The 25130-nt window shown below is 33.0% G+C and carries 21 protein-coding genes and 1 tRNA gene; 7 read left to right on the top strand and 15 right to left on the bottom strand.

Annotated features, from left to right (window positions below):
• Positions 1-217 precede the first annotated feature (217 nt).
• The 3 genes from KKQ79_RS06825 to KKQ79_RS06835 all read right to left on the bottom strand — a co-directional run bounded on the left by KKQ79_RS06825 (position 218) and on the right by KKQ79_RS06835 (position 3276).
• Entirely contained in the window at positions 218-1078 is an 861-nt protein-coding gene (locus tag KKQ79_RS06825; RefSeq protein ID WP_213189496.1) for a hypothetical protein, read from the bottom strand.
• 307 nt (positions 1079-1385) lie between these two features.
• Complete coding sequence (locus KKQ79_RS06830) at positions 1386-2480, bottom strand: 6-phosphofructokinase (protein ID WP_104792636.1); 1095 nt, start codon at positions 2478-2480, stop codon at positions 1386-1388.
• Between the two features lie 472 nt (positions 2481-2952).
• Positions 2953-3276, bottom strand: a complete 324-nt coding sequence (locus KKQ79_RS06835; RefSeq protein ID WP_213189497.1) for a hypothetical protein — start codon at positions 3274-3276, stop codon at positions 2953-2955.
• A 241-nt stretch (positions 3277-3517) separates the two neighbouring features.
• On the opposite strand from KKQ79_RS06835, the gene KKQ79_RS06840 reads away from it, so the two are divergent.
• Entirely contained in the window at positions 3518-3832 is a 315-nt protein-coding gene (locus tag KKQ79_RS06840) for a hypothetical protein (RefSeq protein ID WP_213189498.1), read from the top strand.
• 22 nt (positions 3833-3854) lie between these two features.
• On the opposite strand, the gene KKQ79_RS06845 is transcribed toward KKQ79_RS06840, so the two are convergent.
• Together KKQ79_RS06845 and KKQ79_RS06850 are read right to left on the bottom strand one after the other, a co-directional pair.
• Positions 3855-5069 carry a PD-(D/E)XK nuclease family protein gene (locus KKQ79_RS06845; protein ID WP_213189499.1) on the bottom strand — a complete coding sequence of 405 codons (1215 nt, stop codon included), beginning with the start codon at positions 5067-5069 and terminating at the stop codon, positions 3855-3857.
• Between the two features lie 165 nt (positions 5070-5234).
• A complete protein-coding gene (locus KKQ79_RS06850) occupies positions 5235-5681 on the bottom strand; it encodes a hypothetical protein (RefSeq protein WP_213189500.1) in 447 nt (148 codons plus the stop codon).
• A gap of 537 nt (positions 5682-6218) precedes the next feature.
• Between KKQ79_RS06850 and KKQ79_RS06855 the strand changes: the two genes are divergently transcribed.
• Positions 6219-8342: a Tex family protein gene (locus KKQ79_RS06855; protein WP_213189501.1), complete on the top strand. Its 2124-nt coding sequence runs from the start codon at positions 6219-6221 to the stop codon at positions 8340-8342.
• Positions 8343-8518: 176 nt separating this feature from the next.
• Here the strand turns inward: KKQ79_RS06855 and KKQ79_RS06860 are convergent, their stop codons facing one another.
• The 5 genes from KKQ79_RS06860 to KKQ79_RS06880 all read right to left on the bottom strand — a co-directional run bounded on the left by KKQ79_RS06860 (position 8519) and on the right by KKQ79_RS06880 (position 14227).
• On the bottom strand, positions 8519-8755 hold the full coding sequence (locus KKQ79_RS06860) for an HP1242/YdcH family protein (RefSeq protein ID WP_069798662.1): 237 nt from the start codon (positions 8753-8755) through the stop codon (positions 8519-8521).
• A gap of 157 nt (positions 8756-8912) precedes the next feature.
• Positions 8913-9092, bottom strand: a complete 180-nt coding sequence (locus KKQ79_RS06865) for a hypothetical protein (RefSeq protein ID WP_213189502.1) — start codon at positions 9090-9092, stop codon at positions 8913-8915.
• 97 nt (positions 9093-9189) lie between these two features.
• Positions 9190-9261: transfer RNA gene (locus KKQ79_RS06870), tRNA-Arg, on the bottom strand.
• A 78-nt stretch (positions 9262-9339) separates the two neighbouring features.
• The gene (locus KKQ79_RS06875) at positions 9340-11100 is read right to left on the bottom strand and encodes a TonB-dependent receptor (RefSeq protein ID WP_213189503.1); all 1761 of its coding nucleotides are present in this window, start codon (positions 11098-11100) and stop codon (positions 9340-9342) included.
• 172 nt (positions 11101-11272) lie between these two features.
• Positions 11273-14227 (bottom strand): tetratricopeptide repeat protein, encoded by a 2955-nt coding sequence (locus KKQ79_RS06880; protein WP_213189504.1) that lies wholly within the window; start codon positions 14225-14227, stop codon positions 11273-11275.
• Positions 14228-14412: 185 nt separating this feature from the next.
• On the opposite strand from KKQ79_RS06880, the gene KKQ79_RS06885 reads away from it, so the two are divergent.
• Entirely contained in the window at positions 14413-16086 is a 1674-nt protein-coding gene (locus tag KKQ79_RS06885; protein WP_213189505.1) for an APC family permease, read from the top strand.
• A gap of 56 nt (positions 16087-16142) precedes the next feature.
• Entirely contained in the window at positions 16143-16595 is a 453-nt protein-coding gene (tnpA, locus tag KKQ79_RS06890) for an IS200/IS605 family transposase (RefSeq protein ID WP_213189506.1), read from the top strand.
• 94 nt (positions 16596-16689) lie between these two features.
• Here tnpA and KKQ79_RS06895 read toward each other — a convergent pair whose 3' ends face one another.
• Positions 16690-17622 carry an SPFH domain-containing protein gene (locus KKQ79_RS06895; protein WP_104792629.1) on the bottom strand — a complete coding sequence of 311 codons (933 nt, stop codon included), beginning with the start codon at positions 17620-17622 and terminating at the stop codon, positions 16690-16692.
• Between the two features lie 235 nt (positions 17623-17857).
• A complete protein-coding gene (gene dgt / locus KKQ79_RS06900) occupies positions 17858-19216 on the bottom strand; it encodes a dGTP triphosphohydrolase (protein ID WP_213189507.1) in 1359 nt (452 codons plus the stop codon).
• A 48-nt stretch (positions 19217-19264) separates the two neighbouring features.
• On the opposite strand from dgt, the gene KKQ79_RS06905 reads away from it, so the two are divergent.
• The 3 genes from KKQ79_RS06905 (at position 19265) to KKQ79_RS06915 (ending at position 21731) form a co-directional block, all read left to right on the top strand.
• Entirely contained in the window at positions 19265-20359 is a 1095-nt protein-coding gene (locus tag KKQ79_RS06905) for a hypothetical protein (RefSeq protein ID WP_213189508.1), read from the top strand.
• A 163-nt stretch (positions 20360-20522) separates the two neighbouring features.
• Complete coding sequence (locus KKQ79_RS06910; protein WP_347813932.1) at positions 20523-21086, top strand: DUF1003 domain-containing protein; 564 nt, start codon at positions 20523-20525, stop codon at positions 21084-21086.
• A gap of 117 nt (positions 21087-21203) precedes the next feature.
• Positions 21204-21731, top strand: a complete 528-nt coding sequence (locus KKQ79_RS06915) for an Lrp/AsnC family transcriptional regulator (RefSeq protein ID WP_069796819.1) — start codon at positions 21204-21206, stop codon at positions 21729-21731.
• A gap of 45 nt (positions 21732-21776) precedes the next feature.
• Here KKQ79_RS06915 and argH read toward each other — a convergent pair whose 3' ends face one another.
• From argH to argB, 3 genes are read right to left on the bottom strand one after another with little or no spacing between them, the layout of a single operon-like run.
• Complete coding sequence (gene argH / locus KKQ79_RS06920; RefSeq protein ID WP_213189509.1) at positions 21777-23087, bottom strand: argininosuccinate lyase; 1311 nt, start codon at positions 23085-23087, stop codon at positions 21777-21779.
• Between the two features lies 1 nt (position 23088).
• The gene (locus KKQ79_RS06925) at positions 23089-24171 is read right to left on the bottom strand and encodes a M20 family metallo-hydrolase (RefSeq protein ID WP_213189510.1); all 1083 of its coding nucleotides are present in this window, start codon (positions 24169-24171) and stop codon (positions 23089-23091) included.
• A complete protein-coding gene (gene argB / locus KKQ79_RS06930; RefSeq protein WP_213189511.1) occupies positions 24149-24952 on the bottom strand; it encodes an acetylglutamate kinase in 804 nt (267 codons plus the stop codon). Before argB ends, KKQ79_RS06925 begins: the two co-directional genes overlap by 23 nt.
• Positions 24953-25130 lie beyond the last annotated feature (178 nt).

The raw sequence follows: 25130 nt of genomic DNA on the forward strand, positions 1-25130 counted from the left end.
AAAATAAATGATATGAGTATGGAAAACCCGATGCGCAAAGTCTCCTGACTTTGAGCCAAACTTACTCATCATAATTACTATATTTCCAAAATTAACTTGTTTATCATAGTTCAAAGTTGCAAACTTTGCTAGCGTGAGTGAAGGCTTCAATAGCAAAAAATGAATCTAATTAGAGACAAAAACTTTTAACGTTTAAATTATAGGGTATAATCAAAATTTATCTATAGACATTGATGTGGAAATCTACAGAAAGACCACCTGCATCTACCTCTAAGTTGTCTCCAGGAGTTCTTGGCTTTCTGTACAAACGGCAAATGATAACACTAGAAAAGTTTTTTCCTGTACCGTCTATACCTAATCCTGGACCATCTCCTCCAATATAGGTCATAATATGTTGTCCCTTCAAGAAATTGCGAGTTTCAACTCCAGACAAAGTTTTTTGCGCAGGAATAATAGGTGGATTAGAACCAGCTTCTTGAACATTTACCCACTGATAATCTAAATACCATGTAATTGTTTTCACACCTCCTGAATCTGCTTTAGGAGTCCAGTGAACATGCGGAAATACACTTGTACCTTCTACCCAGTTATGAGGTAACTGTACAGAAAAAAACACTTCAGACATGTTATTTCCAAGAGGAAAATACCAAATTTTACTAGTTGTAGCAAATGGAGCAAAATCTAGAACAAGAGCAGATGAACCTGTAGCTCTATCAAATGAAGTCCTTAAATCGTCCTCTATAATCTGCGTTAAAGGAGAAGCATTAAATCGTTGCCAATAACTACCATCCCACATGTAGAGTCCAGGAGAAAGAATATTATTACCCGATCCCACTGTAGCAGTATTATAAACTATAGTTCCTTCAACTGGTGCGCCTCCAGTTTGAGGATTTACAACAGGTGCTGAAACATTAGCAGCAGTTAGTGCTACACTAGGAAACAAGACTCCACTGTTATTAGAAGAAACCTCCAATGCACCACGAGGAGTAGTGGTATTAATACCTACCTGAGCAAAAGACGGTTGAACGGAAAACAAAATTAAAGATAAGCAGAAGCTAAAAACATTTTTTTTCATCATAAGTGTGTTAATTAATAATAAATTCCATTTAAAATAATATTTAAGTAGAATAATATTTTACAAATTTAAAAAATATAATTATCTTATAAAAACTATCTTTTACAAAATAAAAATCAAAACCTTTGATTTTCATGCTTTTAGCCTAAAAGACCTGAATAATATCATAAAAATAATCATCATCTTAGAACTTTATTCGAGTATACTTCGGATTATTAAAAATATCCACTTAAAATGAATATCAAAAAAACAAAGCCAACTTCAAGAAAATGAAGTTGGCTTTTATTTCAGTTAATAAATAAAATCTTAATTAATCCCCAAAGCTAATTCCTACCCCTTTTGCAGTTTTTACCATATCACAATTAGGATCTACAAAATTTGGACGGTCTATCGCTTCTTTGAAAGGTACCGCAATAATATTTGGGTGACGATAAGCTACCATTTTTCCGTATTCTTCGTTGAGCACCATTTCGAATGCTTTTACGCCAAATTGTGTTGCCAAAATTCTATCATAAGCAGTTGGCGTTCCACCTCTTTGTAAATGCCCCAAAACCGTTTCGCGCATATCTGCCTCAAAACCAATAGATTTCAAATCATGAACCAATTTATGAGCCACACCTCCTAATCTTACATTTTCATATCCTACTTCATCACTTACTTCAGAAAGCAAACTTCCACCTTTCGGAATTGCACCTTCAGCTATTACTACTATTGCATTTCCTTTTCCTTTATTGAATCTGCTATTGAGTTTTTTTACCACTTTTTCGATGTCATAAGGAATTTCTGGAATCAGACAAACTTCTGCACCACCTGCAATAGCAGCGTGTAAAGCAATCCAACCCGCATATCTTCCCATTACTTCCAGCACCAAAACTCTGTTGTGACTTGCAGCAGTAGTGACCAATCTGTCTACCGCTTCTGTTGCAATTTGTACAGCAGTCTGGAAACCAAAAGTAAAATCGGTAGCAGACAAATCGTTATCAATGGTTTTTGGAACACCAATAATGTTGAGTCCTTTTTCGTATAATTGTTGAGAGATTCTTTGCGAACCATCACCACCAATACTGATTACGGCATCTACGCCTAAATATTGCAGTTTGCGAATCATTTCATCTGATCTGTCTACCGCTTCCCAAACTCCATCTTTATTTTTGTAAGGCCAAGCAAAAGGCCCTCCTTTGTTAGTAGTTCCTATAATTGTTCCACCATCTTTATGAATTCCTGCTACGGTTTTATCATCTAAAACCATAATTTCTGTGGGTTCTTTTAAAATTCCGTCATACGCATTGATGCTTCCTACCACTTCCCAATCTTTTTCTTGGGATGCTCTTTTTACCACCCCTCTCATTACCGCATTTAATCCTGGGCAATCTCCACCTCCTGTTGCTACTAATACTCTTTTCATTTTAATATTAATTTCTTATCTATTTCATCAACATTTCTGTTGAAATCATTGTTTTTAAATATTTTTCAAATTTACCATTATATTTTTGTTTATAATTTGTTTTTATGAAGATATTCTAATGATTTTTGACAGTATTATTTTAAAATTAAAGGGTATAATGTATTTGGTTTATTGCGCTATTTTCCAAAATTAATTTATTGCTTTTTATCATTGCTGAAAGTTGTAAACTTTGCGCAGTGGGTTTATTGTGTTGTTTTTAAATTTATTGATTCCTTTTTATCATTGGTAAAAGTTGTAAACTTTGCGCAGCGGGATAAGCACCATCTTTTTCGTGAAATTTATATTTACTGCTCATATTTTATTGTTATGGGTACGAGCGAGACGCTCGCACCAGCGGGGGAATGGGTATCGGAAAGGAAGAGGATTTTCATTTTCTTAAGTTAATTTCAAAATTATAAAAAATTCGGTTTAATCATTTTGTGTTTTGCTTTGTAAATTCATCATAGCAGATAAATTTTTTGGCATCTTCAGAAAAGAAAAATCCTTTTTCTGTGTCGACAATCATCCAGTGTGGACCCGAACCGATATTATGGATATGTCTTTCAAATGAATAAATTTTCTTCCATTCTTTTGTCCTTTTGTTGTACAATAATATTTCCTTAGTATTGGCCTGGTTAATTTTGATGATTTTGTTTTTAAATAAAACTACTTGTCCCATTTTTTTCTGTAAAATTAATATAGGATAAAGACAAATTAAGTCTTTTGGTAGAATGTCCTGTTTTGTTTGATTGAACATTTTACTTTGTAAGAAAAAAATGGAAGATTTTAAAATTGAAGTTTTTAGAGATGAAGAAATTGATTAAAGAAAATTGGGTAAGTTACTATACCGCGGCTTTTTCATTGTTGAAAAAGATAAAAAATTTGTTATTACTGATGAATTTTTTAATGTTATAACAAAGGGTATGTTTGATGAAATAAAACCTGCTTTCAGATACCACTTTAGGAGTAGAATGACAGGACATTGGAAGCTTTAAAATATGAAAAACCATAACGTTGGCCACTATGCTTTCAAATTTGCAGATACTTTTATTTTAGATTTTGCCAATGTAAGTATCGATGGTAATTATTTTGGTTTCTGCAATTGCAAAGGAAATTTTGTAATTGAGCCCCAATACGGTGCAGGTTCTTATTTAGGAATGAACTATTTTTTAATTTCAAAAGGAAATGAGTTTGCAGTAATTGATAGAAATGAAAATTTTATTATTCAATTTTCCTGTGGTGATGTGCCAACTTTTTTCAACTGTAATTCAACAGATTTTGAAAAACATAAAGCCACTGAAAGAGTGGCTTAGACTGTAACTTGTCTTATAAATTTTATTCCAATTTATTATTAATTTCCAGGAACATTTTTCTAGTTTCTTCGTTTAGATGAGGTTTAAGAATATTTGCTATTGTATCAAACAAATTGGTGTTGTTTGCTTCCCAGGCAAATTCATCTTCGTCTTTAAACATAAGTTCTTCATTTTGGTTAAAGGCCATTACATAGGTTGTGTTATTATGGAATTCATTGTCTATGAAATGAAAATCTGAAATGCTTACGATTAAATCCTCTTTGATTTTTTCTTTTTGCTCAATGGTAATTCCTTCTTTCCAAATACTTAATCCCTTTTCATATTCATACACAAAGCAGATTCCCCAATTATCAGAAGGATAAATTCTGAAATCACCATAGTTTTGTTGATAAAATTTCCAACCTGAACTTTCTGAAAGAAATTTTAATTTTGCTTGAAAATTTTCGATCCAATTTATTTTCGTCTGCTGTTTTTTTGAAAGTATTTCTTTTAAATCGGTCCACGTTTGTTTGTTTTTAAAATGTTCTTCTAATCCGTTCATAATAGTTTCATGTTTAAAGTTAGTTGCTTCCCAATAATTAATATAATCTGTGATGAATAATGAAATTTTTTGTGAATGTTTGTCAAGATTTTTTAAGCATTCGTACAGCCAATCTCTAAATTCACTTCTAAAGAACCAATTGTCAATTTTAATTGGTACTTTTTTTTCAGGACATTCTTCGTAACCTTTTTCAGGCTTACATAAAGAATGCTCTTCAAAATATTTGTTTTCGTGGGGCGAAAGGTAAATGATTCTGTTGATAGTCCTATCTCGTGATTTTATACAGTCTCGATTGTGGAATAGATAAATATGGTTATGCCAATACCTATAAAGTTGATTACTTTGGTCTTCTGCCCAGTTTGATTTGTTCTCTATAATTATTGTTTTTCTTATTGGGTAGGTGGACTGTATTAGCACATCTGCGTTTCCTTTTTCTGCATAAACTTTCCAGTGGTCATCTTCATAGTTTTTTAATTCTAACCTTTCCAGAAACAAATTGAGAAACAATTTACCCTGCCCATGTGGTGCATCAGGATTAAGTAAAAAAGCAATAATTCTGCTGTGTTTAGTTTTACCAAGTCCAAAAATCTCGCTCATAAAGTCAAACACATTGAAGTCTTTAGCTTCAGTTTTCTGGTTTTCCTCATAACATTTAATGATTTCCTGATAGTTCTGTATAAGATGATCAATTTCCATGAAATAATTTTTGATAAATTTAGTAATAATTTTTCTAATGATAATTAACTTCAAGTTCACCGTTAATATGCGTTTGTAATATGTTCTTTAAAGACACGTCGGTTTCACTTTTTAGTTTTTTGCTGAAAAAATCAAATATTTCCTTGATAAATGTTGAAGCCGGATTTACAGGTTCTGCATTTTTAATTTCGATTCGGTCAACAATATAATCTCAAAAAATTGATTGCTTTTTGCATTAATGTTTACGCGGTCTTGTGTTTCAAACTTCAAAATGTCGTTGAAAATTTGATGTAAATTTTGGACAGTTAAACCTCTCTTTTTTATTTCATTGATTAAAGCGGATATAAAAATAAAATGGGTTAAAAAGCAGTAATCATCGAGTGTCATTTGAAAAACACTATTATTTTCCTGTAAAATAATTCTGCCATAGAAAATTTTCTGATCTTCTCTTTCATTAGCATAATGCAGAACTAAAGAATAATAATGCTCAACGTCATTCCATATTTTTTGTTTGTATTCTGATAAATAAACCAAATTAATTTTATCATAAATAATTTGAATCGTTTTGTCCTTTACCAGTTCATGCAAACTTTGAATTTTTTTTCTGCTCATACTTAAATTTTTCTCAAAAATAATGTCGTATACCGACAAAAGATGACATTTAAAATTTTGAATGTAACCACCGCTCTGCCACAGCAAATTACATAATCGAAATTATGGTCAAACTGCCGGCGCAAAACGTTGCCCCCCGCTGCGCAAAGTCTCCTGACTTTGTGCCAAACTTACTCAGATTTACAATCCACAGCAAAAATTGTACTATTCGTTAAAAATCAGTTGATATTTCTTAGACCTTATTAGTTTTGAGTAAAATTAATAAAAAAACAACCACCAAAAGTTGATTACTAAATGATTTTTATGGCAAAAGGTTAATTCTCCTAAAAAATTCTCTTACTCTTCTTCGAGTCTTGTTCGATACTCCTTCGGAAAACTACCCCTTTTTCCGAACAACACCAACACCTCTATCGAAGAAGTCTCGAAGAAAACCAAAAGCAGCACAGACAAAACTGGTCAAAAGTGGACAAAACAGGACACCCAAAAATTGATTATTCCATAAATCCCTCGTATTTTAGCACACTGAAAATTGAGAGAATGACCGTAGAGAAATATATTCAGGAACGTTTATCCATTCCTAGCAAAAGCATAGAAAACACTCTTCAGTTGCTTGCTGAAGACTGCACTATTCCTTTTATCGCCCGATACCGAAAAGACAAAACGGGCAATCTGGATGAAGTAGCCATCGAAAACATTTTTAAACTCAATAAAAGTTTTGATGAAATTGTAAAGCGTAAAGAAAGCATTTTAAAATCTATAGAAGAACAGAATGCGCTCACGTCTGAACTTCAACAGAAAATTACCCAAAGTTTTGATTTACAAGAGCTAGAAGACCTTTATCTTCCGTACAAAAAACGCAAGAAAACCAAAGCTGATGCAGCTCGTGAAAAAGGTTTAGAACCTTTGGCAAAAATGATTATGTCTCAAAAATCGGATGATGTAGCATATCTCGCTTCCAAATATTTGAACAAAGATGTTGCCGATGAAGACGAAGCGTTGCAAGGTGCAAGAGATATTATTGCAGAATGGCTCAATGAAAATCTCTACATCAGAAAAAACCTGAGAAGACTCTTCCAAAGAAAAGCAGTGATTTCTACCAAAGTGGTAAAAACCAAAAAAGACGAAGAAGACGCACAGAAATTCTCCCAATATTTTGACTGGCAAGAACCTCTCAATAGAACACCTTCTCACCGACTTCTCGCCATGTTAAGAGCCGAAAACGAAGGTTTTGTAAAGGTTTCGGTTTCAGTAGAAAAGGAAGAAGCCTTAGAAATCATGGAAAATGCTGTGATAAAAAGCCAAAACGAGTGCGCCCAACAAATAGCATTGGCGATTGCAGACGCTTACAAAAGATTGTTGGAACCTACCATTTCTAATGAAACTTTGCAGGAAGCCAAAGAAAAAGCCGACCAAAAAGCGATTGACGTTTTTGCAGAAAATCTTCAACAATTATTATTGGCTGCCCCACTCGGTGAAAAGCGAATTTTGGCGATTGACCCAGGTTATAGAACAGGCTGTAAAGTAGTTTGTTTGGACGAAAAAGGCGACATTTTGCACAACGAAACTATTTTTCCGCATGCTCCACAAAACGAAACGGGAATGGCGATGAAAAAGATAAAATCTCTCGTAAATTCTTGCAACATAGAAGCCTTTTCTATAGGAAACGGAACGGCGAGTAGAGAAACGGAACAGTTTATCAAGAAAATTGGTTTCGATAGAGATTTACAGGTTTTTGTGGTTTCTGAAGCGGGTGCTTCTGTCTATTCTGCAAGTAAATTGGCAAGAGAAGAATTCCCGAATTATGATGTTACGGTTCGTGGTGCGGTTTCTATTGGTCGCCGACTTTCTGATCCTTTAGCTGAACTCGTAAAAATAGACCCAAAATCAATTGGAGTTGGACAATATCAGCACGATGTTGACCAAACCAAACTCAAAGAAAAATTAGACAATACCGTGATTTCTTGTGTAAATTCTGTAGGAATTAATCTGAATACCGCAAGTAAATCTTTATTGAGTTACGTTTCTGGAATTGGTGAAAAAATGGCGGAAAACATTGTTAATTTCCGTGCTGAAAATGGAGTTTTCACCTCCAGAAAAGATTTGAAAAAAGTACCACGATTAGGTGAAAAAGCCTATCAACAAGCAGCAGCTTTTGTGAGAATTAAAAATGCTAAAAATCCGCTAGATAATTCGGCGGTGCATCCCGAAGCTTATGTTTTGGTAGAAAAAATGGCGAAAGATTTGGGTTTAAAAACTGAAGAATTGATTGCCAATAAAGAGAAAATCGACCAAATTAACCCAGAAAAATACATTACCGAAGATATTGGAATATTAGGAATTAAAGATATTCTGAAAGAACTCTTAAAACCCGGACTCGACCCTAGAAAATCTGCTAAAGTCTTCGAATTTGACCGAAATGTAAAAACCATCAAAGATTTGCATATAGGCATGATTTTACCCGGAATTGTGAACAATATTACCGCTTTTGGTTGTTTCGTAGATTTAGGGATAAAAGAAAGTGGATTAGTGCACATTTCTCAACTGAAAGATGGTTTTGTGTCTGATGTGAATGAAGTGGTAAAATTGCATCAGCATGTTCAGGTAAAAGTTCTGGAAATTGATGAAGGAAGAAAGAGGATACAGTTGACGATGATTTTGTAAAGAGCCAATTAAAAAGTAAAAAGAGCCAAATTAGCAACTAACTATAGTTATTTCTTTTTCAAATTTACTTTTGGCTTGAACTAAAAGTAACAAAAATTCAAGACTGGATTTTTATACTAATAAAAAAGCGACCTTTTGAGTCGCTTTACTTGTATTTTCGGTAAAAGTTTCAGAAATTAATTCTGATGTAAATAATTATAAATATCGTCTTTCAGATGAACTCTTTTCTTTCTTAAATCTGTAAGATGTTCGTCTGTGGTGTGATTTTGTTCGCCTTCTTCGTAGTGAGAAATCAGCGCATTCACTTCTTCGTAGTTCACATACATTTTTAAGAATTTTTCATCTGAAGCTTTCAGCTCTGCGATTTTTTGAACATATTCTGGGAATTCGTGAGTTAATGTATGATTTTCCATATTGTTAAGATTAAATGGTTGAACATTTTTTTAATACATTAAAGTTACACAAAAAAAAGACAACTCTCCATATGAAAATTGTCAGTTTAAATTGCTAAAAAGTTCATTTTCAGGTTTTGACTAAAGCCAACTATCTTACCAAAAATAAAAAAACGGACTAAAGTCCGTTTCTATTGATTAAATAAATATCAAAAATCAGTTCTCTATTAGAAATTTTTCTAAAACGCAAAGTACAGTAATTCTGCATGTTAAAGATTAAGAAAGCAAAGTAAGTGAATGAATTCACTTTTGAAGTGTTCGCTTCATCATCCCGATTCATGGGGACATCTTTGCTCACTAAAAAAGAATTTTTTAAAATAAATTTTTGCGTTTTAAAATATAGATGACTGATTTTCTTTATTTTAAAAATTCAATGCACAAAAAGCATAAAAAAGTGACCACAGAAGGATTCGAACCCTCACTGACGGAGCCGAAATCCGTAGTTCTATCCATTAAACTATGCGGCCTGTTTATTTATGATTTTAAATTTTAGATTTTAGATTTTAGATTTTTTGATTCAAGATTGCAAAAATAAAGGTTTTCCTTTAAAAAGCAATCCTTAAACCGCCCAAAACTTGTGCTCCAAGAACTTTGTAACCTAAATAATGCTCGTATTTTTTGTTTAATAAGTTATTCCCCATTACAAAAACGGTGAAGTTTTTATTGATTTTATAATCAGCATTCAGGTTTACATCTAAGTAAGAAGGTAAAGATTCTTTGGTTTTTTCTTGAATTGAAAACTCAGGAAATGTAGTCACTACACTGAAAGAATTAGTAGACCTTTCTGACATAAAAATCCCTTTGAAACCGAGATTTAACTTTCTGTCCAATAATGAATATTTCGCGCCAATTGTGGTTTGAACCACTGGTTTATAATACACCTCATTGAGATGGTCTAACTTAAATTGCATAAAGTGAAGTTCTGCATCTAAAACCAAATTCTGCAACGGGAAATATTGTACACTTCCTTTCACTTCGCTTAATGTTCCGTCATCATAAATCGCTGAAAAAGTATTCGCAAAATTATAAGCAGAACGATTAAGCGTGTTTACATAGTCAAATAAATCATTCGCTTTGAAAAATTGCGCATTTCTAAGCTCGCTAAAACCAGCATTTACATCATATTTAAAGGTTTGGTCTACATCTCCTTTTAAACCTAGATAGAAGTGATATTTGGTTTCTGTAGGTTTCAACACAACATCTGATACTAAAAACGGATTTTCTTGCAATAAACTCGAATAAGAATTCATTTTTACGCCACCATCAATTCCTGCATAGAATTTATATTGTTCTGTAGCTTCATACAACACTTCTGCAAAAGGAAACCATCTGAAATTGTTGGTTTTCGCTTCTGGTGTATTTTTATCCGCATTTTTTCCGTTGATCAAAGAAAAGTCTGAACCAATCGCCAAATAAGAATTTCCTTTGTAGAAAGACACTTTAGGAGTCATGGCAAAAAGCAAATATTGTGATTCGCTTTTGTTCAGCAATTCAAAACTCGATGTTTGGGTTGATAATTTTACGCCCAAATCTGCATTAATTTTCATGTCTTGCGCCGAAAAAAGTGGCAAATCATATTTCGAAAAGTTGATTTGTGCTTCTCCAGAAGTTTCTTTCGCATCGAAATGGTCTGCCAACATAGACGATTTAAATCTGATGTCATTTATCCAATTATTTTTGAAAAAATCATAATATCCATTGATTTTCAATTCATTGTAACTTTGCTTCAAATCAATATCCGCAGCTGGTTTCAAGGCGTAAATTCCATAATAATTGTAGTTATGGTTTCCAAAATCTGCGGTGATATTGGCTTTTCCTTTTTCTGTATTCGAGGTAATGAACGCTGCCACATTAAAATCACTTTGCTTAGAACTCCAGTCGTATTCTTTTTCTAAACCATTCGTAGTGATTCCGTGAACGTCTATTCCCACATCTGTATTTTTGTCTAATTGATGAGAAATATTTCCGTCTGCCAGAAATTTAGAATAATTACCATACCCTACCTGAAAATAGTTTCTCCGGCTGTCTGTATTGAATTTTGGGGAAATATCTTCTCCTTCAATCGTAGACGTTTTAAAATCTGAAACCATCGGAACATTGGTAATTTTATATTCCACAAGTTCCTGCTCTTTTTCTTTCGGAGGATAATTTTTCTCTGTTTCTACCGAAGTTTTTTTCTTTTCGATTTTCTTCACTTCAGGTTCACGTTTTCTGTCGAGAATTAGTCTTTCTTCTTTGATTTGAGCCAAAGAAAATTGGGAAATTCCTACCAAAACAAGAGATAATATTTTTATGTTTTTGTTCATTTTTTTCGTGTTACGAGGTTCGTTTTACGTGTTACGAGAGTTTCGCTCCTTCGGAGCTTTTTTTAATATTACAATTTGGTTTCTACAAACCTTTCGCTCCTACGGAGCAAAATTTCCTTCATCCTTCATAAATCATACATCATACATCATACATCATCCAACAACTACCCAATTATCTAATTTGACTTTTTACTTCCCTAGCTTCTGAAACAATTTCTGGGAAATCCTGATAGTTTTCTATGATTTGATCACAAGTATAACTTGCTTGATATTTGTCTTTCAAAGCCAAATAATTTCTCGCCATCAACACTAAAGCTTTTGCGCCCCAAAATTCTTCTGAAGCATAATTATTGGCCAGTTTGAAAATGGTTTCATTTGAAGATTTGAAAGCTTTTCCTTTGTTTTGATAAAACGCTTTTGCGTAAAGTGCTTCTGCTGCAACTTCTGTATTTGCAGATTTTTCTAAAGCAGCATAAGCGGTTTGTGCGTCTTTATCTTTGCCTTGATTCATCAAACTTCTGGCTTTAATAACCTTCGCCTGTTCTAAAACTGCTGCTGAGTTTTTCGAATATTTCAAGACTTCATTGGCAAATTTTTCTGCTTGTGAAAAATTCTTTTCTTCTGCATAAATCTTCATCAATTCTATACTCGTGAAATTTTTAATGGTCACATTCGATGAGTTGGCGAGATTTTCCAAATAAATTTTCGCTTCAGAACTGTTGTTTTCACTCAATAAAATCTGAGCAATTCTTACTTGAGCATCTTCCTGGTAATCATTTTGAGCATTGGCAATTTCCCCTAAAACCAATTTGGCTTTCGTAAAATTCTTGGTTTGATAATAACTTTCGCCCAATTCATATTGCGCTTGATAGAATTTTTCACCTGTTGGATTTTGGGTTAAAAACTTCTCATAATTAGGGATAGCTTTTGCATATTCTTTCTTCGCAAACTGCGATTGCGCCAAAGAAAGATTAATTTCGTCTAAATCTGTTTGAGCAATATTTACGCCCAAGTTCTTTGCAAAATATTCGTAACCAGAAGCGTCTCCGTTTTTCAAATAAATTGGTTTAGTTGCCGCTACAATTTTCTCTGCATACGCCGTATTTTTATATTTATTACCAAGAGATTTCAGCTCTGCTAAAGCTTTTTCCGGTTGGTTTAAGTCTTCGTAATTCTGCGCTCTATAGATTTCAGCATTGGCAACCAAATCTTTATCTGCGCCAATTTTTATCACCTGTGAAAACGCATCACTAGAATTTTGAAACTGATCAATCGAAGCATAAGAAGTTCCCAACTCGTAATACGCATCGTCTTGATATTCAGAATTTTTATAATTAGAAATTAGTTTCTTCAATTCAGCAATTTTACCTTCTGTATCACCTTTAAAACCAATCGCCATTGCTTTTTGAAACTGAGTATAATCGTTTGCACCTTCCGTTTTATTGTAAATTGCAATAGCTTCATTCAATTCATTACCCGCGTAATAGGTATCTGCCAAACGCAATTCAGCATCATTTTTAAATTCAGATTTTGGATTTTTAAGATATTCTTTGAAATATTCTTTAGCTTTTACAAAATTCTTCGATTTGAAATAAGCGTAACCCAAATCATAACTCAATTGTTGCTTCTCTGGAAATTCTTCTGCATTTCTATCCAACTTTTCAAAACCATAAATTGCAGTAGCATAGTCTCCTTTTTGATAATACGTTTGCGCCAACCAATATTGCGCTCTTAAGTTGAACGTTCTATTAAGATTATATTTTAAACTTTTCTTGAAATTTTGTTCCGCAGCGTCTAATTCGCCTTTGTTAAAAAGCTCCGTTCCGTATAAAAACAGCACTTCTTGGTAGATTTTTTCGGTTTGAGAATCAACGCCAGTTAATTCTTCAATTGCTTTTATCGTACCTTTGTAATCGCCAGAATACAAGTAAGATTTTACCAAAAGTTGTTCTAGTTCTTTAGAATAACCATATTTTTCGAGGTAAGATTTGATGGCAATTTGCGGACTTTCAAACGGATTTCCAATATCGTAACTCAATTTTGCATATTGTTCGTGTGCTAGTTTTGAGACATTTTTATCATAAGTCATTTCTTTCGCCGAACGAAACGCTGACAAAGCTTCTTGCTTCTTCCCTACTTCTAAATACGCATTTCCTAGCTGATAATATGCATTTTGGGAAAACGCAGAATTAGAATTCACCAACTGATTGTAATATGAAATCGCTTCGTCAAATTTTTGAAGATTTGCCGCTACAAATCCCATTTCATACAAATCACTTTCCGAAGGGTTTTGTTGGGTTTGCAAATACGCTTTTAAATGAGGATACGCTTCTGCATATTGCTTTTGCATGAAATAACTTTCGCCAATAATTTTGTGAACTTCTGCTTTATAAGCCGAAGAAATATCTTCTTGGAGCAAATCATTTCCTTCTACAATGGCTTTCTCGTAGTCCTTTTCGTTAAAATACAACTGTACATAATACGGTTTTACCAACTTAGCGTACTTTTCATTATTTTTGATTTCATCAAAAAACTGAAAAGCCTTTTCGTTTTGTTGGTTGGCGTAATATAAATGTCCGAGCATATACGCAATATCACCTTTTTCTTCGGCATTTTTATACGCTTCTTCCAATGCATCAATCGCACCATTAGAATCACCAGTCATGAATTTGGCATATCCCAATTTCAAGATATACTGTGTGTTTTCCTGTTTATCTAATTGATATTGATTGACTTTTTGAAGCGTTTCCAAAGCTTTAGGAAAATCCTTTTTAGCCAAATAATAATCCGCTAAAGGCAAATTCGCTTGAGCAAAAAGTGCAGATTTAGGATAATCTTTGATAAAAGCATCAAGACCGTCTTCTGCATGATTCTGAGCCAGAATTACTCCGATAACATTGCTGAAAAAACGGGCAGTTTCTTTCTTAGAATTTTCTAAATTTTGGTTAAAAAAATACTGTCTAGAAAATTCGTATTGTGAAGCAGCGTAGATTTTATTTTGGTAAAGATTTTCGGCAAGGTTGAAACGATATTGTTCTTTGTCTGCGAAAAATTGTGATTGTTGAGCCATCGAAAGACCAGATAATGAAATGGCCGATAGCAATAAAATTTTATTTCTTTGATTCATTATTTTTTGATGAATTAGAATTGTAATAATTAGAACGAAAATACAGAAAACTTATTGTAGAAGCAAGTTTTTTAAGGATGAAGAATCAAATTTTTTATCTAAAAAGAGAGATAAAAAAGACAAATAAATCTACATTTTTCAGATTTTTAATTACATTTGTTACTTTGTAATTTTAAAAATCAAGAATGAATCAACTTTTCAGAAGAAAACATTACACTGGAAAAGAGCATAAATCTGAATTGATTAGAGCTCTCGGTACTTGGGACATTGTATTTTTTGGTTTAGCTGCCATCATTGGAGCTGGGAGTTTCAGTAGTTTAGGCGAGGCTATTTTCCGAGGCGGACCTGGTGTAATTTCCTTGTATATTATTTGTGCTATTGCATGTGCATTTACGGCGATGTCTTATGCAGAATTTGCCAGTAGAATTCCTACTGCAGGAAGTGCATATACTTATGCATATGCCAGTTTCGGCGAGTTAATCGCTTGGATTATTGGTTGGGCGCTGATTATGGAATATTCCTTCGGGAATATTTATGTCGCTTTTTCTTGGAGTGATTATTTTACGTCTTTTGTAGAAAGATTAGGTTTCGAAATTCCAGATTATTTGAGTACCAGTTATACAGAAGCCAAAAAAGCATTTATGGCAGGTTCTCAAAATCAAGAATTGGTAAACGCATGGAAATCTGCTCCCATCATTGCTGGAATTAAATTTATCGTAGATATTCCTGCTCTGATTATTAACGCTTTAATCACTTGGTTGGTTTATATTGGCATTAAAGAAAGTAGAAATTTCAATAACTTATTGGTTATCTTAAAGTTAGCGGTGATATTTTTAATTATTGCAGTAGGTGTTTTTTATCTCAATGCAGAAAATTGGGTTCCTACCAACAATGAAGGCGTAAAATCTTTTATGCCCAATGGTTTTACAGGAGTAATGAGTGCTGTAGCTGGTGTTTTCTTTGCTTACATTGGTTTTGACGCATTGAGCGTGCTTTCTGAAGAGACTAAAAATCCTGAAAAAACTTTACCCAAAGGAATGATTATTTCTTTGGTTTTGAGTACCGCAATTTATATTGTTTTGACATTAGTATTAACAGGAATTGTAGATTATAGAAAATTTGAAGGAATCGGCGATCCATTATCTTTTATTTTCGCTCCTCAAAATGCCAATATTCCTTGGATGGAATTTGTGGTTTCTGTAACCGCTATTGTTGCGATTACTACGGTTTTGTTGGTTTTCCAAATGGGCCAACCAAGAATTTGGATGAGTATGAGTAGAGACGGATTAATGCCGAAAAAATTTGCAGAAATTCACCCAAAATATAAAACTCCAAGTTTCGCTACTATTATTACAGGAGTTGCTGTTGGTTTACCGATTTTATTCACGGATAAAACTTTTATTTTAGATTTTACCAGTATCGGGACTATTTTCGCATTTGTATTGGTAAATGGAGGAATTTTATTGATGCCACAAAAGGAAAAATTAAAAGGCAGATTTCATTTGCCTTACATCAATGCTAAATATATTTTCCCTGTATTATTTATCGGTGGATTAGTAGGCTTCTATTTTTGGCAGCCAGAGTTTTTCCATAATTTATGGAATATTACAGATGAGAATGAAGGTGAATTTAGGCTTTCTATCATCATTTTCTTGATAATTAATTTAGCTTTAGTAGTATTGTCTTATCTCAAAAACCTTTCTCTAATACCATTATTAGGTTTAACTTCTTGTCTGTATTTATTAACAGGAATGACGCATAATAACTGGTTCTGGTTCGGATTATGGTTTATTATAGGATTAGGAATCTATTTCTTCTACGGAAAGAAAAATAGTAAGTTGAATCCTGAGAATATGTAATTTTTGAGCCACGAAGTGGCGAAAAGAAATACAATAGGATTTTAATCCTATGAAATATGGCACAATCATTAGCAAAAAATTACATTCACATTGTATTTAGTACAAAGAATAGAAAACCATTGATCAGTCCATCAATAGAAAATAAATTATATGCATACATTGGTGGAATTTGCAGAGAATTAGAATGCAATCCTGTAGCAATTGGTGGACATAATGATCATATTCATATTTTATGCCTTTTATCTAGAAAAATTGCATTATTCAATTTAGTTGAACACGTAAAAGCCCGTTCTTCAAAATGGATAAAAACGCAAGGAGAAGAATTTAGTAATTTTTATTGGCAAGATGGTTATGGTGCATTTTCTGTGAGCGAAACCCATACAGAAAAGCTTATTGATTATATTAAATTTCAGAAAAAGCATCATCAAAAGAAAAATTTTGAAAATGAAATTTTAGAAATTTTAAGAAAGAATAAAGTAGATTATGATGAGAAATATCTATTTGATTAAAAAATAGGATTAAAATCCTATCTTACTTCTCATCGCCACTTCGTGGCTCTGCAATACAAAAAAAATCCCGAGAAACTCTCGGGATATTTTGTTATTAATGATTATGTTGTTTTGGTGGAGGTGGCATTTTACCTTGATCTGCTTGTTCTAATTTATTAGCCGCAGTCATGGCTACCATCATATCGTTAAGCATATTGCTTGCAGCAGTAGGAGAATTAGGCAATAGAACCAAGTTACTTCTATTATTGGCACCTACAGAATGTAGCGTATCATAATGCTGTGTCACTACGATTAACGCAGATGCTTCTTGAGAACCGATATTCACATTATTCAGCATTCTTACCGATTCTTCTAAACCTTTTGCAATTTCTCTACGTTGGTCTGCAATACCTTGACCTTGTAATTTTTTAGATTCAGCTTCTGCCTTTGCAACGGCTACAATTCTGATTCTTTGCGCTTCAGATTCATATTCTGCAGCTGTTTTTTCACGTTCAGCAGCATTTATTCTGTTCATGGCGTGTTTCACCTGTTCATCTGGGTCAATATCTGTCACCAATGCTTTAATAATGTCATAACCATAAGATTGCATCGCTTCTTGCAACTCACCTTTCACTGCAATTGCAATATCATCTTTTTTCACGAAAACATCGTCTAATTTTAGTTTAGGAACTTCGGCTCTTACTACGTCAAAAACATAAGATGTAATTTGATCTTGAGGATTTTCTAAACGATAATACGCATCACCAACTTGATTTCTAATCACTTGATACTGCACAGAAACTTTCATTTTAAGGAAAACATTATCCAAAGTTTTGGTGTCAATCATCACGTCTAACTGCTGAATTCTAAGATTCATTCTTTTTGCAATTTGATCTACAAAAGGAATTTTAAGATGAAGACCAGATTGTCTTACCGATTGAAATTTACCAAAACGCTCTACAATTGCCGCTGTTTCTTGTTTTACAGTGAAAAAAGAAGCGAATAAAATAACGAGTCCCAAAAAGACTAAAACGCCTAATACTTCCATAGTTTATTGTTTTTAAAAATTTTCTAATAAGTGTTGAAATGTTCTTTAAAGTTACGAAATATTTCTAAACTCGTGAAATTGTAAAGTCGTGAAGTTGTAAAGTTGTAAAGTCGTGAAATCGTGAAGTTGCTAATTTGTAAAACTTTGAGAATTCAATACTCTTTATTTGCTGTAATCTTCTTTATTTTCAATAATCAAATTTACGACTCAACGATACATCAACTTTACATGAAAATTACATCGTCATTCCAATATCTATTCCTTTGATTTTTCGATACAAATCTGTTGCGAAATTGTCCGTCATTCCAGAAACGAAATCCAGGACTCCGAGAACTTTCTCATAAACCGTTCCATCTTCATAGATAAATTGTGAAGGAATCAATTGTAATGCTTTTTTCTCAAAACCTTTACGCTCTGATTTTTCTTTAATAATCGGCGGAATAAAATGGTTCAAAAGCTCATACATTACATTATAGCCAGCGTTTTCTATTTCTACCACACTTCTGTGACCATATATTTTTTCGATAGAAAAACGTTCCACTTCTTGAAAAGATTCACTCTCAGATTTAAAAATATCTAGCAATGCTTTATTCAAAGTTCCGTTTAAAATTTCAGAGAAATGCAATTGATATAATTCTGTAGATTTATTGATGAGTGCATTAATCACTTTGGCTCTCAAATAAGAAATTCTCTCATTTTTATTCGAAAATAAAAGCAATTTCTCTGCACTTCTTTTTGCATCTTTTTCATTGACAGACTTTATCAAATCCATGAAAAGATTTTCGCAGTCAGCAGTAGAAATAATTCCCAATCTGTGCGCATCTTCCATGTCAATAATATTATAACAAATATCGTCTGCTGCTTCTACCAACCAAACGAAAGGATGACGTTTAAAAATCGTAGGTTCTTCACTTTCCACCATCATTTTGGTAGCATTCGCAATATTCAGAAAAGTCTGTTTTTCACTTTGAAAAAACCCAAATTTCTTACGATTAACGTGACCTTTTTTCTTAGCAATCGCTTCGCAAGGATATTTGGCGATACTTGCCAAAGTAGTGTAAGTAAGCTGAGTTCCGCCTTCATCTTTACCCGTTTGTTTGTGCGTAAGAATTCTGATGGCATTGGCATTTCCTTCGAAATTTACCAAATCTGCCCATTCTTTTTCAGTGAATTTTGGCTTTAATTCTGATTCATTCTTTTCAAAAAAACTAGCAATTGCATCTTCACCAGAATGTCCGAATGCTGGATTGCCAATGTCATGACAAAGACAAGCCGCTGCAATCACATTATTGAGATTATACAAGTAGAAATTTTTAGAATCTTCGGTGAGTTCGTTTTCAAAATTTTGAACGATAAATTCGCCAGCAAGACTCCCCAAACTTCTTCCCACAGAAGAAACTTCTAGCGAATGCGTGAGACGATTGTGCACGAAAACACTTCCTGGAAGTGGGAAAACCTGAGTTTTATTTTGTAATCTTCTGAATGCCGAAGAAAAGATAATTCGGTCAAAATCTCTCTGGAAATCCGTACGTGAAACAATGTTCTGAACGTGGTTTCCGGTTCTCTGATTGGTAAAAATTGTGTTTAGAATCATAATCTAATTCAAAAATAAGTCTTAAATTTAATATCTAAAAATTTAGCTATGAAAATTTTAAATTTTTTACTCTTGGCGGCGATTATTTCTTGCGATAAAAAACCAGAAACTTTCAATCAGAAATCTATTGAAGAAAATTGTTTCCAAATTGTAAAAGTGGGTAAAGAAACTCCCAAAAAGCAATATGTAGAACCATCAAAAGAAGATATTTTACATAATTTTCCGAAACATATTCAATATAAAACCTTAGAAAATAAAGGAAATTTTGAAGGAAATTTAGATTTCTTCAATAAAGAAACAGAAAAGGAAAAACAATTCATTAATTCTCCAGAATATCAAACTATTTTTAAAGATTTCATCAGCGATTTACCTGAATTTCAATATCTTTCTAAACAAAATCAGTTTGCACTCGCCAAAAATAAATACGGACTTTGGCTCATCGAAAAATCTGGAAATCAAAAAGCGAAACCTTATTTTCTTGGGCTTACCCAGAATGCTTTTGTGAATTATGATTTTAATGCACCTAATTTCACATTTTTAAGTGAGAATGCTGTTCATTTAAGCGGAAGCATCGTAAAAGTTACTCGACTTTCGTCTTTTCCTATTTTGCCAAAATATGAAGTGATAAAAGATGATGTAGAATTTTCTATTTCACTTGCTGAAGTTAAAAAAGACAGTGACCAAGATGGTTACAATGATTTGTTTGAACAATTTATTGGTTTAAATCCAACCCTAAAAGATAGTGATGATGATGGAGTCAATGATTTCGAGGATGCTAATCCTAGATACGCATCTGTTTCTTCTAAATTCTCTGCAATGTACGAAGCCATCGTAGATGAAACTTTGCCAAAAACGCATTACAGTTTTACAGAAGTCTTGACCGACTGTGATTACTTCAATCAAATCAATCCCAAAAATGGAAAATTTCTTTTTTATAACACCGAAGAGCAAATTCCTATTAAAGAAGATGTTTTAGACCATTTTTTCAGTGTAAAATACAGCAAAATTTCTGAAAATAAATTCTATCCTAATACTTATGATATAGATTATGCTGATCAAAAAGGTTCAGGAAACATTAGCGCAGAATTTATCAATGGAAAATGGAAAATTTCTAAAAAAACGAATCTCTATTTTGGTGTTTAAGCACAGTAAAAACTTCATAAAATTTAATCAATATGAGTACTTTCAGAAGTGATTTATCTGGGAAAGAATTTCCCGAAAACGAAAAAATTTCCGCTAAAAATATCAGACAATCCTTGTTTCATTTTATCAATAAAACGCATCCAAATTTTTCTAAAAATTGTTTTTGAGCATTGAAGAAATGAATGATTATCGAGAAAAATATATCTCTGAATTTCTCAACAAAAAAATAGGAAACCTAACCGAAGTAGAAAAACAAGTCATTCAATCTGTTTCTAAAAACACCATGATTTCTACAGAAGTGGAAGAAGATAAACAAGAAATTACTTTTGGTCAAAAATTGGCAGATAAAGTAGCTGAGTTTGGGGGAAGTTGGGGATTTATTATCTTTTTCATGACCTTTTTAGTTGCTTGGATTTTACTGAATGTTTTTTGGCTTTCTAATCATGGTTTTGACCCATATCCTTTCATTTTATTGAACTTAATTTTGTCTTGTATTGCGGCAATTCAGGCTCCTGTGATTATGATGAGCCAAAACCGACAAGAAGAAAAAGATAGAGAACGCGCAAAAAAAGATTACAAAATTAATTTAAAAAATGAACTAGAAATCAGAGAGTTACACGAAAAAATAGACCATTTAATCATTCACTATCAACAAGATTTACTCGAAATTCAGAAAACTCAAATTGACTTATTAGAAAATATTTTACATAATGTAAAGAAAGAGTAAAATAAAATTTCTGAAAATGTTTTCAAGCTAAAGTTTTACTTCAATGAGGAAGAATTCTGTTAAAAAAATTAAAAAATTTAGTGTATATTTGTTTCTGAACCACTATAAAAAAAACTAATGAGTCAAAATTTAGATCAAAAAGATTTACAAATATTAGATTTGCTTCAAAGAAATTCTAACTATTCGGTAAAAGAAATCGGAGAGAAAATTGGCTTATCTTTTACCCCAACTTACGACAGAATTAAGTATTTAGAAAAAAATGGTTTTATAGAAAAATATGCTGCTATTCTCAATCGTAAGAAAATAGGCATCGATTTAGTGGCTTACTGTAACGTGACGATTAGAAATCAATCGAAGCAATCGCTAGATGAATTTGAGCAAGAAATTAGACAGTATGATGAAGTACAAGAAGTCCTCAGTTTGTCTGGAACTTATGACTATATGCTGAAAATCGCCACCAATAACATTGACACTTATAACAATTTCATTACCAATGTTTTAGCTAACACTCCAAATATTTACCAATACCACAGCAGTATTGTTCTGAACGAAATCAAAAGAGAAAACACTTATAAACTCTTAGAAAAAGAACATCAACTGGATATGGAAAATGAGAAAAATTCGTCTAAAAAAAATAAGCTTTAAACCATTCCGTTTAAAGCTTTTTTAATTCAATTATTCCACTCCATCCTATTTAAATTTCTCAAAAACTTTTGAGAATTCTTCTTTAATTTCTTCGTTGCAAAGATTTCCGATGCTTCCTTCGTGCGTATGTTTTAAGTTTTTATTCGGTTCAAAATATTGATTTTCAATACTTTGACCAACTTGCACATAAGCATCACGGAACGAAACTCCATTCAAAACCAAATCATTTACATTCTCCACACTAAAAAGATATTGATACTTTTCGTCTTCCAAAATATTATCTTTTACTTGAATGTGATTTAAGGTATATTCTGTGATATAAAGGCAATCTTTGATGGTATTAATTGCGGGAAAAAGCACTTCTTTGGTCAATTGCATTTCTCGGTGATAACCAGAAGGCAAATTATTGGTCAACAATGTTAATTCTGTAGGAACACCTTGCAAAATATTACATTTCCCACGAATGAGTTCAAAAATATCTGGATTTTTTTTGTGCGGCATAATGCTGCTTCCCGTAGTGAAAGTATCTGGAAATGTGATAAATCCGAAATTCTGATTCATATACAAACACACATCATACGCTAATTTGCTCAAAGTATGTGCAATAGCAGCAATAGCTGTTGCCAAAGTTTTTTCAGATTTTCCGCGTGTCATCTGTGCATAAACTACATTGTAATTCAGTGTTTCAAATTCCAGTAATTCTGTAGTTAAAGTACGATTAATCGGAAACGAAGAACCATAACCAGCGCCAGAACCTAAAGGATTTTTATTGGTAATTTTATATGCAGCCAAAAGCATTTCTAAATCGTCTATCAACGCTTCTGCATAAGCTCCAAACCACAGTCCAAAAGAGGAAGGCATCGCAATTTGAAAATGCGTATAACCGGGAATGAGCTTATCTTGATGCTGATTGCTTAATTTTTGTAAAGTCTGGAAAAGATTTTTTACCAAATCTTTAATTTCTAGAATTTCGTTTTTGAGGAAGAGTTTAATATCCACCAAAACTTGGTCATTTCTAGAACGTGCAGAATGAATTTTTTTACCAATATCACCCAATTTCTGTGTCAATTGAAATTCGATTTGAGAGTGAACATCTTCTATTCCTTCTTCGATGACAAATTTTCCTTCTTCTATTTGAAGTGCAATATCATCTAATTCTTCTAAAATTTTTGGCAATTCAGATTCTTCAATCAGACCAATAGTTGCAAGCATTTTCACATGCGCCTTGTTTCCCAAAACATCGTATTTTGCGAGTTGCAAATCAAATTCTGCATCTCTGCCAATGGTAAATTTTTCTACCAAAGCAGCGTGCTGATTTTCGGATAAATTATTTTTTTGCCAAAGTTTTTTGCTCATTTTAAAATACAATTTTTGATAGTAATTGAATGTAAATTTTTATGCCTTCATAAATTTCATCTACATAAATAAACTCGTCACTGCTGTGCGAACGCGCAGATAAACCTGGCCCCATTTTCAACGAAGGAAACGGAATTACCGCTTGATCTGAAGTAGTAGGTGAGCCGTAAGTTGTTCTGCCCAATTCCAGACCTGCTTTTACAATAGGATGTTCCACAGAAATCGACGAAGAATTGAGCCTGAAACCTCTTGCAACAGCTTTACTTTTTATATTTTGTTGAATAATTTCTAAAACTTCCCGATTGGTGTATTGGTCTGTAGTCCTTACATCTATGGTAAAACTGCAAGTGTTGGGCACCATATTGTGTAATTTGCCAGCATTGATAACGCTTACCGTCATTTTTACATAGCCTAAAGCATCAGATTTTTTAGGAAACTGATAATTTTTAATCCATTCTATATCCTTAATTGCGTTGTAAATGGCGTTATCATCATTAGGATGCGCTGCGTGAGAAGAAGTACCCGAAGCTTCGCAATCTACTACCATTAAGCCTTTTTCAGCAATCGCCATCTGCATTTCGGTTGGCTCACCAACAATCGCAAATTCTAAATTTCCGAAATGCGGAAGTACCGATTCTACTCCATCTAAACCAGAGTTTTCTTCTTCTGCAGTTGCTGCATAAACGATATTGTATTTTAAATCTTCAGTTTTGTAAAAATAAATAAAAGCCGCCATCAAAGAAACCAAGGCTCCACCTGCATCATTACTGCCTAAACCGTAAAGTTTACCATCTTTTACAATCGGTGTAAATGGATCTAAAGTGTAACCAGAATTGGGTCTTACCGTATCGTGATGAGAATTGAGTAAAATCGTTGGTTTTTCGGGAGAAAAATTTTGGTTAAAAGCCCAAACATTGTTTTGTTGACGATGCGTTTTCACTCCTTTTTCTTGAAGATATTTCTCGATTAAATCAGCCGTTTTATCTTCTTCTTTGCTAAAAGAAGGAATAGAAATGAGGTTTTTGAGCAGTTCAACTGCATTATCGCCAAGTTCTAAAAAATTATTGGGTGATTTCTGTTCCACTCGTTCTATCGTTTTCGTTAATGAGTTTCTTCAAAAAAGTTTCTTTTACAATAAATACAGATTTTACTCCTTTTTCTATTGCTGCAAAAGCATTATCGATTTTAGGAATCATTCCGTCATTCACAATATTTTTTTCTTTGAGTTGAATATACGTTTCTGGCGTTATTTTAGCAATGACTGAATTTTCATCTTCTACATGCTCTAAAACTCCATTTTTCTCAAAACAATACGCCAAATTTACTTCAAAATGTGCTGATAAAGCAACTGCTAAACTCGATGCAATGGTATCTGCATTGGTATTGAGCAAATTACCTTTTCCATCGTGTGTAATGGCACAAAAAACCGGACAAATATTTTCAGAAATTACTTTTTCTAAAAAATTAGCGTTAATTTTTTCGGTTTCTACATCTCCTACCCAACCGAAGTCTATGGTTTTCACAGGTCTTTTGTGAGCCGGAATAAGATTGGCATCAGCTCCAGAAAAACCGATGGAATTCAAACCATTTTTCTGTAAAGTAGCCACAATATTTTTATTGATTAGACCTGCATAAACCATCACCGCAACATCTCTGGTTTCCTCATTGGTAATTCTTCTGCCCTCAAAAAACTCCTGTGGAATTTCTAGTTTTTCGGCTAATTTGGTTGCCAATTTACCACCACCGTGAACTAGAATTTTCGGTTTTTGAATTTCAGAAAAATCCTTCAAAAAAGCTTCTAACTTTTCCGGATGGTCTATTACGTTTCCACCAATTTTGATGATGTATAGTTCTTGTTTTTGCACTTCTATTATTTTTTATTCTCTCGCAGATTTTGCTGATTAAGCTGATATGTTTTTAATTTTAATAATATGTCGACACTTCGTGGCTCATAAATACCTTACAAAAAAAGAAAAACTTGTGATTCTTGTCTTTCTCTCGCAGATTGAGCTGATTGAGCTGATATATTTACAATTATATTAA

This window comes from Cloacibacterium caeni (genome assembly GCF_907163125.1).
In the GTDB taxonomy this organism is placed as follows: Bacteria; Bacteroidota; Bacteroidia; order Flavobacteriales; family Weeksellaceae; genus Cloacibacterium; species Cloacibacterium caeni_B.